Source organism: Metallibacterium sp. (assembly GCF_054637675.1).
Genome location: NZ_JBTSRB010000072.1, coordinates 1 through 9,917, shown reverse-complemented (window position 1 = coordinate 9,917; position 9,917 = coordinate 1). Strand labels below are relative to the sequence as shown.

The window sequence follows — 9,917 nt, the reverse complement described above, 5'->3', positions numbered from 1 at the left end:
CATGGCGTGCCTGGCCAGCACCGGCTTGGTTGCCATCCATCCGGCGTTTGAGATGCCACCAGCTCCTTCGTGCAGCGCGGCGCTGGACATCGACGCGCTGGCTTGCGCATGTGCCGGGATCGCAGTGGCGCTCTGCTGCGCAGCGAATGCCGGGGATGCCAGAAGCAATCCGCCAAGCAGAACAGGAACAAAACAGCGCATGAATCTCTCCCGGGAGTAGATGTGAACAGACAGGCAAGGTTCATGTCTCTTACGGGGGCTTGATATTTCTGTCAACTTACAGAGCCCATATTTAATGTGATTGATCCGTAACTAATATTAGTTCGAACGTAACTACCGACTCGTGTGTCGAAAGATGGTCAATTCAAACGGGATTCCTCAGCCCCAGGCCGTGAGCAACTGTCCTGCACAAGGCCGAACCGTCACTGCAGCAATGGGTCCAACGACCGTCGTTCCAGCCCGGCACGTCCACGGAGGATGTTCAGCAGGCGCTGCACGCCATGCGCGAGACCGCACCCACGCCGAGGATTGGGGCGAGGACTACGAAAATTCAGCCGCCAACAATGAGTTCAGCCCGACGCCTGCGCTACGGGCAAGGCGCATGCGCGCCACGGTTCACGCTGAAAGCTCGGATGCGAATGGACTCAGCGCGCGCCGAGTTAGTTTCCCCTTGCTGCTCGCGACACCGCCGCGGCCCCTGCGCGTCTCACCGACCGGCAGCAGTCCAGACATATTGTTCAGTGCTCAGGGCGACAGCAGCCCGTCAGGGTCAACGCCCACATCGAATGAGCGTTGATAGATCTTGACCATGAGCGACCTCCGCAGCGATGGGTGTTTCTCGTCAATCTGCTTACGAGGCCACCCGGTACCCCATCGCCCGGTAGCCGCGTTGGCGCTTGTCCCACATGCGCAGCAGCGCCGGGTGGCCGGCATCGATGAAATCAATGACGCGCACATCGCTCTTGCTGGCATGTTCCCGGTGCAAGCGGCCCGCGTATTGCTGCAAGGTGCCTTTCCACGACACCGGCATCGCCAGCACCAGGGTGTCGAGTGGCGGGTGGTCGAAGCCTTCGCCCACGAGCTTGCCGGTGGCCAGCAGAATGCGCGGCGCATCAGGCGGCAGTGCGCCCAGCTCCGCGATCAGCGCCGCGCGCTGCTTCCTGGACATGCGGCCGTGCAGAACGAATGGCGGCGGAACCCTTCCATCCAAAGCGGCCTGAATGGCGTCGAGGTGGTCGGTGCGCTCGGTCAGCACCAGTACTTTGCGACCCGCGTCATGGGCACGCTTGACTTCTGTTGCGATGACATCCGTCCGCTCCGCGTCGTGGGCAAGGTGTCGAAACACATCCTGAATGCCGGCCGTGACGGGGAGATCGATGCGTGCATCGCGCATATGTGGCACAACCACAAGATCACGTGGAGCACCGACCGGATTTGATGCCGTGTGCCGGATCGGCCCGCACTGCATGAAGATGATCGGCTGCTGGCCATCACGGCGGATCGGCGTCGCGGTCAGGCCGAGCACATACCTCGCCTTGGTTCGCTTCAGGATGGCATCGAACGACACCGCGCCCACATGGTGGCATTCATCGACGATGACCTGGCCGTAGCGTTCCACGAGCGGGTGGACGTCACCGTGCCGCGACAACGACTGCATCACGGCGATGTCGATCCTGCCCGTGAGCTGGGCCTTGCCGCCGCCCATGGTGCCAATGACACCCTTGCCGGCGCCAAGGAAGGCCTGCAGACGCGCCTGCCATTGCTTCAGCAATTCGGTGCGATGCACCAGCACCAGCGTGCTCACGCCGCGCCGCGCGATCATCGCCGCGGCGATCACGGTCTTGCCGAAGGCGGTCGGCGCGCACAGCACGCCCGCGTCGTGGCGCAGCATCGCAACGGCGGCTGCTTCCTGATCGCGGCGCAGTGTCCCGACAAAGCCGACCGCGATCGCCTCACCCGCGTATCGCTCGTCGCGCAACTCGCAACGGATGCCGTTGTCGGTCAGCAATGCCTGCACGGCCTCAAGACACCCACGCGGCAGCGCGATATGTTGCGGGTAGTTTTCGGCGCGGCCAATGACGCGGGGTTTGTCCCACACCGACAGCCGCATGGCTTGCGCCCTGTAAAACGCCGGATTCTGAAACGCGGCCAGGCGGATCAGGCGGTTGGCCAGCGACTGGGGCAGCCGTGCCTTCTCGAAGTAGAGCTGATTCGCCAGCGTCACCGCCAGCGTGTCCGGCAGCGTACCCGATAGTTTCTGCTGCGCCGGAATGGCTCGCTGCCAGGGCGTCGCCAGATCCTCTTCATCGATGAAGGTCACGTCCAGCGGATGCGCGCCACCCGAGGCACGCAGGATGGTCGGCTCGATATCGTGGGTCGCCATGGGCTGGATGCAGGCCAAGTAAGCCCACTGGTCGGGACACGGGCGCAGGTCATGATCGACGAACACGCTGCCGCCGTGCTCACGCGGCTTCTTCTGCAGCGGCAGGGCGATCAGGTTGCCGAAGCCGCCCTTGGGCATCGTGTCCTGATTCGGAAACAAGCGATCATAGGAGTCGAGCTTCAGTTGTCGCGTGCGCGCGCAGGTATGGCTGATGAGGGCCGTGCCCAGGCGCCGTGCATTGCGCGCCGACACCCTGTCGCTGAAAAATATCCAGGCGTGAGCACCATTGCCGGATCGGGAAATCTCCAAGGCGACCGGTACGCCGAGTGCGTCGCACGATTGCGCGAAAGCGCGCGCGTCTTCCCGCCATTCGCTCTCGTCGAAATCGACGGCGAGGAAGCAGCAGGTATCGTCCTCCAGTAATGGATAGACCCCGACCGTGTGCTTGCCGGCCAGATGGTCATGGATCACCGCATCCGACAGCGGCACCAGCAGGCGATGCGCGCAGTCGGCGCATTGGATGCGCGGCTTCTGGCAAGCCTCGGCGCGCGATGCACTCGCACCATCGCCGGCTCGCGCGCTGCGGGCCGCGTCGCCATGCACAGGGATCTTGCGGGTAAATCGGTCGTTGGCGCAGGCCGGTGAATAACCCGACTTGCCCAATGCCATGCTTTCCCAGCGCAGCGCGTGGACATCCGTGCGGCCACGGAACAGGCGGCGGAACAGCGTCACCTTCTCCTGCGTCGAGAGACGCGACGGCTCGGGTTCCGGCGCCGGCGGCGCGGGCTTCGTTGGCAGCCGCCAATCGATGCCACGCGATTCCAGCAACGCGATCAGGCGGGCGTTTTCGGCTTGTAGCGCCGCCATGGAATCAGGCTCAACCATCGATCCCGTACTCGAACAGAACGTCATTCATGTCACCGCCCAAGCCCCAGCCGAGGTTCTGTGCTTGCTGGATATCCGCATGATCATGCCGCAAGGCTTGCCACTCAGGCGTAGTGATAGCGGCACGACACGATGGCCAGCGCATTGGCCTCGACGGTATAGACCAGTCGCTGGGTATCATCGATGCGCCGCGACCAGTAGTCGGCGAGGCTTTCGCGCAATGACTCGGGCTTGCCGATCCCCTCGAACGGATGGCGCATTGCATCCTGGATCAACGCGTTGATGCGCTTCAAGGTCTTGCGATCCTGCCCCTGCCAGTACAGGTAGTCGCTCCAAGCGGCCGACGTCCAGAGCAGCCGATCAGGCATCGGCGAGGATGCGTGCGCGCACTTTGCCCTTGCGCAACTGGCCGATCGATTTCGCCAGATGGGCGGCGTTGGCCGGGGTCTTGAGCAGATGAACCGTCTCCACCCAGCTATTCAAGGTGTCCAGCGACATCACCACTGCATCGGGCGCATCGCGGCGCGTGATCACGGTCATGTCGGCATTTTCTACGACGCTGTCAATGACTTGCTTGAGGTTGTTGCGGGCCTCGGAAAAACTGACGACGCGCATAGGACTTGTCCGGTGAGTGGTACAAGTATAATGAAGTTTCGACGGGCCGTGGTTGAAGCCAACAGGCCGTGTTTGTGCACCAGTACACGCGGCGGGTTGACACCGCGCTGGGCACGATGACCGACGCGGCGGCCGGCGCTGTGCGTCGGTGTGCTTATGCTCGGCGAGCGAGGTCAGCTCGCCAGCTTGGCGCTGGCGAGGCGGTTGCGGCTTGCGCGGCGGCTTGCACCGGCCAGTGCCCGGTGCACCTCGGGCGGGATCCGCACGCGGAACTGACCGCTGAGCAGCCGGAGTTTCGAGGTGAGCCGGATTGACGACTGGTCGCACGCCCTGCGACTCGAGTGACTATCCTTGCGTGCATCCCTTCAGGAAATCCCTGCGCATGGCCGCCGCCACCGATCCGCTCGCCACGTCGCTGCTGCGGTTTCTGCCCGCCGATGGCGGCAGTCTGGGCAACGAGGCCCTGCGCCGGCTGCTTTGCGAACGCCTGGGCCGTGTCGTCACCATCGACTGGACCCGGCGCGAGACCGTGTGCGCCAACCTGCGCGTGCTGGTCAAACGCATCCTGCGCCAGTACGGCTATCCGCCCGACAAGCAGGAGAAAGCCACGCAAACCGTGCTGGAGCAGGCGGAGCAGCTGTCAGGCCTGTGGGCGGCGGCAACGCCGTAGTGGATGTGATCGACGAGAATCGATCGTTCTGGCGCACTGACCGCTGATCTCGATGCGATCGCATGCTCGCGCCGATTCCATGAGGCGGTATCCATACCCGGCGCGCAACGAAGCGCTCGCGCATGTGCTCGGGCGATCGCCGGTGAATTTTTGTACTCTGGACTTGAAGCCGCCTGATGGTGCGATCACTTCTGGGAGTATCCACGGATGCCTCGCCCCCCAATCCCTGTTGATGCTGCGCTGCATGGGGGCCTGTCGGCGCTGCACCGCCTGCTGGTGGAGCACTTCGACAATCGGGATGCCTTCATGGCCGCATGCCTGGACGTCGGCTGTCGGGTACTCGGGCTTTCGACCGGCATCGTGGGCCGGATCCGGGGCGACGATTACGAGGTGCTCGACCGACACTCGCCGTTGATCGAGATCCAGCCGGGCCATCGCTATCCACTGGGCGATACCTGGTGCGCGGCGGTCGTCACCTCGCGCCAGACGCTGACCCATGCCGGGACCGACGCGATCGAGCCGATGCGCAGCCATCCGGCCTATGGCGGGCTGCAGCTGGAGGCGTACATTGGTACGCCGATCGTGGTGGATGGCGCCGTCTTCGGCTCCCTGAGCTTCAGCGACACCCGGGCACGCGCGACGCCGTTTGCCGCGGACGAGATCGGCCTGGCCGAATCGATCGCGGCATTGATTGGCCATTTCATCGAGCGCCAGCGCGCCGAGACCGGTCGGCAGACGCGCGACCAGTTTTACCGCAGCGTGGCCGAAACGCTGCCGCTGCTCCACGCCGACGCACCGCGTGAGCGATCGGATGTGATGGGGCAGGTCGCCTCGACGCTGGCGGACATCATGGGCCTGCCGCTGGTATGGGTCGGCCGGCTCGAACCGGAGGCCCTCTGGGTGCAGGTCGTCGGGGTTGCGGGACCGGCGTGCGATTACGTCACGACGCTAGCCCTCACCGCCGATCCCGCACGACCCGAAGGGCAAGGGCCGATGGGGCGGGCGCTGCGCACGGGCGAGGCATTGCTCACTGCGTTTAGCGATCCGCTGTTCGCGCCCTGGGCGGATCGGGCGCGGCGCTGCGGGCTTGGCTCCAGCATCGTCGCCGCGGCACGAACGCAGGACGGAGGACACGTGGCGCTGTCCGTCTATGCGTCGGAGACGGAGCACTTCACCCCCGATCTGCTCGATTGGACCCAGCGTCTCGCGCGGGAGCTGGCTGCTTTCTGGAACCACCAGGATCTGCTCCATCGACAGGACCGGCTGGTGCGCTATCAGGCTGCCCAGCGCGAGATCCAGGCCGCGCTGCTGAAGCAGCCCGACCCGCTGTCGATCTATCGGGTGTTGGCCGAGGCGCTGGTGCGCCATGCCGGCGCCGATGCGGTCGATGTGTTCAGCGCAGGCGATCCAGGTCCGACGCTGCGTCGCGTCATGCTGATGGGGCCTTTGGCTGAAGCGGCCCGTGTCTTGCCGCTGCCCCCCAAGCAGCCGCAGGGGACGACCAGTGCCACGGTCACCCTGGCCTTCAGTGCGCGGACCCCGGTGATCCGGGTGCATCCCGCGCGTGATCCATCCATTCCGGCGCAATGGCGCGGCACGGTGCTCGAGGGGGTCGGCGCGGTGGGCGCATGGCCCGTCTTTGGCACGCCGGATGCGGAGCCCGAGGCCGTGTTTGCGGTTGTTGTAAACGATCCGGACACGTTCACCGCAGAGCTTCGCGTCCTCATCGGTGAGATTGCCGAGGCGGCGGGTCTTGCGCTGCGCCAGTTCCATCAGCAGCAGGCACTGGTGTTCGAGCACGAGCGCCAGGAGCACTTGGCGCTGCACGACCCGCTGACCGGACTGCCCAACCGGCGTGCGCTGGAGCATCATCTGGAGGGCGCGCTGGCACGCGCGCGGCGCCATCGCCTGCTGCTCGCGGTCGGCATGCTCGACCTCGACGATTTCAAGCCGATCAACGATCGCTTCGGCCACGAAGCCGGGGATCAGGTGTTGATCGACGTGGCCAGGCGCCTGAAAGGCGCCCTGCGGGACCACGATTATGTCGCCCGTCTGGGCGGCGACGAGTTCGTCGTCGTGCTCGAGGACGTCGCGAGCCTCGACGATCTGACGCCGCTGCTGGAGCGGATGCGGGCGCGCTTGGCCGAGCCCATGGTGATCGGCACCTACTCCACGGGTCTGCACGCCAGCCTGGGCATCGTGGTCTATCCGCTGCACGAGGGCGCCGACACGGGTCACTTGCTGCGCCTGGCCGATCAAGCCCTGTATCGGATCAAGTCGCAGAAGCCCCCCCGCGCACAGTGGTGGAGCTTTCCCGTGTCTGAGCCGCCGCCGGCTGCCTTGTCGCCCGTCGAAGTCGACATCAGCGAATTGCTGCCCTATGGACCGCTGGCACAGCGCATGCTCGGGCCGATCCAGTCCATCCACCACGAGTGGGCCGAGTCCTTCGTCGATGCGTTCTATGCCCGTCTGGCTGAGCACGCAGGACCCGCGCAGATCCTGGACGCGCTCACCACGCAGGAGTTCGAGCACCTGAAGGCCAAACAGCGCGAGCACCTGACGCTGCTGCTCGATCCGGCGCTCAGCGAAGATGGCCATCGCCAGGCGGCAACCCGCGCGGGCCGCATCCATGGCATGGCCGGCATCGAAGACGCCTGGGTTGCCGAGAGCGTCGCGCTCTTGCGCGCACAGCTCGATGAACAACTGGCGCCGCTGACCCGTCGCGACCGACGCACGCTGCTGGTCATGCACCGACGCCTCGCACTCGATTACCAGTGGCAGTTGGAAGGGTCGCGTGCGGCCCAGCTCGCCCGCGATGGCATTCTCGTACGCATCAGCACCATCGCCTGGTCAGCGGATCGCTACCTCGAACTGATCCAGCGTGTGGCCGATACCCTGCTCACCCTCGACGAAGTCGCCGGGTGCGCGATCGGGCGACCGGATGCAAGTGGCCGGTTTCAGTTTGAGGCGGTGGCCGGCGGCGAGGCCTTCGTCGACTATCTGCGAGCGGTTGAGCGCGGCGTGCCCCCGGATATTCGGGCCGAGGCCGAACGCGTGGAGGGCGGCGTGGCGATGGGCCGTGCCTGGCGCAGTGGCGAGATCCAGCGCACGCTCAACTATGCCACCGATCCGGTCACGATCACGTGGCGCGAGGTGGCGCTGGGCATGGGCATTCGGTCCAATGCAGCCCTCCCGCTGCGCATGCCGCAGGGCACCACCGAAACTGTGCTGACCCTGTACTCACCGTTCGTGGGCGGCTTCTCCAGCGCGGGTCAGCAGGCGTTCCTGCTGCACGTGCAGAGCCTGCTGGATCTTGCCTTGGCGCGGTTGCTGCCCAAGCTCGAGGGTGTCGAGGCGGTCCCCTACCTTCTGCGTGACCGCTGGCGCGCCAAGCTGGCGACCGATGACCTGGTGATGTACTACCAGCCGGTGATCGATCTGCGTCAGGGCCAGGCGGTCGAGGTCGAGGCGCTGGCCCGCATCCGCGAGGACGACGGTCTGATCCTGCCGGCCCGTTTCCTGTCGGCATTCGGCGAGGACGACCTGCTGATCCTGTATCGCCAGGGGCTGGCGCAGGCGCTCGCGGCGCGCCGGGAGTGGGACGCCGATGGGCTGCCGCTGGGTATCGCCGTCAACCTCCCGTCGCGCGCACTGCTCGACCGGCGCTATGTGGGCATCACCCGGGAGGCGCTGGAGCGATATCCCTGTCCAGCCGAAACCTTGGTCCTCGAAATCCTCGAGTCGGAGTGGCTGGAAGAGAGTCCGCAGGCCGAGTCCGGCCTGCTGGCGCTCAAGGCGCTGGGCGTCCAGCTTGCCGAGGACGATCTGGGCTCGGGCTACAGCACGTTGAGCCGGCTGCGCCACCTTTCCTTTGATCGCGTCAAGATCGACCAGACGCTGGTGCGCCAGATCGCGCGGCAACCGCTGCGGACGCTGCGCTTCGTGAACCAGTTGACGCGGCTGGGACACGATCTCGGCGTCAAGGTCGTCGTGGAGGGGATGGAGACTCCGGGCCTGGTGGAAGCGGCGATGATTCTCGGCGCGGATCTGGGTCAGGGGTATGCTCTCTCGCGCCCGATGCCGCGCGCCGAAGTCGCGGACTGGTGCAGAAGCTTCCGCTGGGCGTGCGATCCCATGGTGCCTCGCACCGCACTCGGAGCACTGGCGGACTTCATACTCCGGGACGAGCGGCTGCGGATGTTCATGGACGATCCTGCGATGGTCGAACGAATCGTTCACACGCCATGTCGGGTGCGGTCCTACCTCGATGTGATCGGTATCGAGGGAACCCGGCTGGATCAGATCCTTCGGGTTCTGCATCAGGCCGCGCTCCAACACGGGCCTGCCAGCTTGGACTACGCCGCAGCGCGCGATGCATTCGTGCAGTGCCTGGTCGAGGAGCGGATCCGTGTCGAGGAAAGCGGTTGATTGATGCGCGCTTTTGAAGCCGCCCCCTGAAACCGGAGATCAAGAACCCGGGTTTGTGGTGGAAGAATTGCTGGTGGTTGTCAGTCTCTCCAAGCCGCGATGAATCGAACGTCAGTGACACTTCAAGAAGGCCCCATGTCATCGCGCTATCTGAAAGTCGTCCCCACCATCGTCCTGCTGGACATCTTGGCTGCCGCTGGCGGTGCTCTTGGCAGCGCCCATCCTCGTCCAGATTGGGCTCTTCTCGGGCAAGTCGAGCAGACCATTCGGGCCGCCGCATGGAACCATCGAACCGATGGGCGCTGATGTGAACCGTCCATAGTCAGTCACACCCTGACGCAGGCTGCCCGCCACAAGATGCCACTCTTGAAGCAGAGAATCACCCATCCAAGCCATGATTCCGCACCACCACTCCACCGAAATGGGAGGCTCACCGATGAAGCGATATCTTGCCTGCTTGCCGGCAGCGCTGCTTGCGTTCGCCCCGCTGTGCGTACAGGCGGCAGCGGCGCCGATTCACCTGAAGGCCTATCGGTCGCTGGTGAAGTTTGCCTCGCCACGGTTCTCGCCCGACGGCACGCGCATTGCCTTCCTCACGATCAAGCCCGACTTCGTGCACGATCGCTACGCGACGACGCTGCGGGTGGTGGACACCCGCGGCGGCGCACCGGAGGCGCTGGTGCGCGGCATGCGCGATCTGCAGATGCCGCGCTGGTCCCCCGACGGCCGCACACTCGCCTTCATCGCCAAAGTCGCGAAGCAAAAAGCCGAGATCTACACCATCCCCGCGAGCGGCGGAACGCCCCGATGCATCAGCGACGCGCGCAATGGCGTCGAGCAATTCGCCTGGAGCCCCGACGGCAAGACGATCGCCTTCGTCACCCCCGACAATCCGCGGGTGAGCGCGAAAGCCAAGCGCGCGCACCATGATCTCTT

At 65.3% G+C, this 9,917-nt stretch carries 8 protein-coding genes; 4 read left to right on the top strand and 4 right to left on the bottom strand.

Annotated elements, in window-relative coordinates:
- From ACYDAT_RS14950 to ACYDAT_RS14935, 4 genes are all read right to left on the bottom strand, one after another.
- On the bottom strand, window positions 1-201 hold a 201-nt coding region (locus ACYDAT_RS14950; RefSeq protein WP_461451131.1), incomplete at its 3' end, for a hypothetical protein.
- Between the two features lie 649 nt (window positions 202-850).
- Window positions 851-3,268, bottom strand: coding sequence for a TOTE conflict system archaeo-eukaryotic primase domain-containing protein (locus ACYDAT_RS14945; protein WP_461451129.1), 2,418 nt, complete (start codon window positions 3,266-3,268; stop codon window positions 851-853).
- 104 nt (window positions 3,269-3,372) lie between these two features.
- Window positions 3,373-3,636 carry a Txe/YoeB family addiction module toxin gene (locus ACYDAT_RS14940; RefSeq protein ID WP_461451127.1) on the bottom strand — a complete coding sequence of 88 codons (264 nt, stop codon included), beginning with the start codon at window positions 3,634-3,636 and terminating at the stop codon, window positions 3,373-3,375.
- On the bottom strand, window positions 3,629-3,883 hold the full coding sequence (locus ACYDAT_RS14935) for a type II toxin-antitoxin system Phd/YefM family antitoxin (RefSeq protein WP_461440652.1): 255 nt from the start codon (window positions 3,881-3,883) through the stop codon (window positions 3,629-3,631). Before ACYDAT_RS14935 ends, ACYDAT_RS14940 begins: the two co-directional genes overlap by 8 nt.
- Window positions 3,884-4,265: 382 nt before the next feature.
- Here ACYDAT_RS14935 and ACYDAT_RS14930 point away from each other — a divergent pair, with 382 nt between their 5' ends.
- The 4 genes from ACYDAT_RS14930 to ACYDAT_RS14915 all read left to right on the top strand — a co-directional run.
- Complete coding sequence (locus ACYDAT_RS14930; protein WP_461451125.1) at window positions 4,266-4,553, top strand: type I restriction enzyme endonuclease domain-containing protein; 288 nt, start codon at window positions 4,266-4,268, stop codon at window positions 4,551-4,553.
- 207 nt (window positions 4,554-4,760) lie between these two features.
- A complete protein-coding gene (locus ACYDAT_RS14925) occupies window positions 4,761-8,981 on the top strand; it encodes an EAL domain-containing protein (RefSeq protein WP_461451123.1) in 4,221 nt (1,406 codons plus the stop codon).
- Window positions 8,982-9,116: 135 nt separating this feature from the next.
- The gene (locus ACYDAT_RS14920) at window positions 9,117-9,287 is read left to right on the top strand and encodes a hypothetical protein (RefSeq protein ID WP_461440181.1); all 171 of its coding nucleotides are present in this window, start codon (window positions 9,117-9,119) and stop codon (window positions 9,285-9,287) included.
- A gap of 130 nt (window positions 9,288-9,417) precedes the next feature.
- On the top strand, window positions 9,418-9,917 hold a 500-nt coding region (locus ACYDAT_RS14915), incomplete at its 3' end, for a TolB family protein (RefSeq protein WP_461451121.1).

What these genes read in the sequence shown, in the direction of transcription:
- ACYDAT_RS14920 (WP_461440181.1), top strand. Translation starts at nt 9,117, where the DNA reads ATGTCATCGCGCTATCTGAAAGTCGTCCCCACCATCGTCCTGCTGGAC.
- ACYDAT_RS14940 (WP_461451127.1), bottom strand. Translation starts at nt 3,636, where the DNA reads ATGCCTGATCGGCTGCTCTGGACGTCGGCCGCTTGGAGCGACTACCTG.
- ACYDAT_RS14930 (WP_461451125.1), top strand. Translation starts at nt 4,266, where the DNA reads ATGGCCGCCGCCACCGATCCGCTCGCCACGTCGCTGCTGCGGTTTCTG.
- ACYDAT_RS14925 (WP_461451123.1), top strand. Translation starts at nt 4,761, where the DNA reads ATGCCTCGCCCCCCAATCCCTGTTGATGCTGCGCTGCATGGGGGCCTG.
- ACYDAT_RS14935 (WP_461440652.1), bottom strand. Translation starts at nt 3,883, where the DNA reads ATGCGCGTCGTCAGTTTTTCCGAGGCCCGCAACAACCTCAAGCAAGTC.
- ACYDAT_RS14945 (WP_461451129.1), bottom strand. Translation starts at nt 3,268, where the DNA reads ATGGTTGAGCCTGATTCCATGGCGGCGCTACAAGCCGAAAACGCCCGC.